The organism is Vibrio sp. 1978, assembly GCF_033344345.1.
This window is the reverse complement of sequence record NZ_JAWPOP010000274.1, coordinates 1-846: the sequence shown is the minus strand read 5'-3', so window position 1 is coordinate 846 and position 846 is coordinate 1. Positions and strand designations below refer to the sequence as shown.

Genomic DNA, 846 nt, shown 5'->3' with positions numbered 1-846 from the left:
GGCAAGCGATGCCATTCGTGAAAAAACAGCGCGTAAATTCGGTAAGAGCGGTGTGGGCCTACGGCGGCGCGATGTCTTTGCAATACATGGCAGAAGCCATTACCGACAGCTTAATTGAACTGGCACCAAAACAATGAGAACGAAACCGTACATTGGCTATGCCGCGCTGATTGCGTTGCTTAGCCTATTGAGCTTACAAATTGATACGAGCTTGTCGTTGAGTGAACAATGGCAGTTGTTCACTCAACCAGAAAGCGCCAGCGAATTTCGTGATGTTTTCTTTATGCAGTCTCAGTTACCTCGATTGAGCATAACGTTATTGGTTGGTGCAATGCTCGGGCTGACTGGTAGCTTGATGCAACAGTTAACGCAAAACAACCTCACCTCACCGCTGACCTTAGGCACCTCTTCCGGTGCTTGGCTTGCGTTGGTCATCGTTAACATTTGGTTTGTTGACTGGGTGGCCGACTATTCCGCTTTCGCTGCAATGGCAGGTGCTTTGGTCGCGTTTGGTTTGATCATTTCGATCGCTGGTGTGCGCAATATGACGGGGTTACCCTTAGTGGTCTCCGGTATGGTCATCAACATTTTGCTTGGCTCCATCGCGACAGCTCTAATTATTCTCAATGCACAGTTTGCTCAAAACATCTTTATGTGGGGAGCGGGCGACCTTTCACAATACAGTTGGGATTGGTTTGAATGGTTGCTGCCACGTTCTACTATCGCAATCGTCATTTTGATTGTCGCACCACGCATTCTGACCCTAGTGAAACTGGGACAAGAAGGTGCAGCAGCCCGAGGCTTAGCGGTATTACCCGCGTTTGGGGCGTTAATGGTGATGGGTAT

Annotated in this window: 1 protein-coding gene and 1 pseudogene; both read left to right on the top strand. The window is 49.1% G+C overall.

The genetic code is table 11. The features are described from left to right. A pseudogene (locus R8N49_RS26050) lies at window positions 1-137 on the top strand (iron-siderophore ABC transporter substrate-binding protein); the annotation flags it as partial. Continuing rightward, window positions 134-846: iron chelate uptake ABC transporter family permease subunit (locus R8N49_RS26045; protein ID WP_318190316.1), on the top strand; the 713-nt coding region annotated here is incomplete at its 3' end. The pseudogene R8N49_RS26050 and the gene R8N49_RS26045, both read left to right, overlap by 4 nt.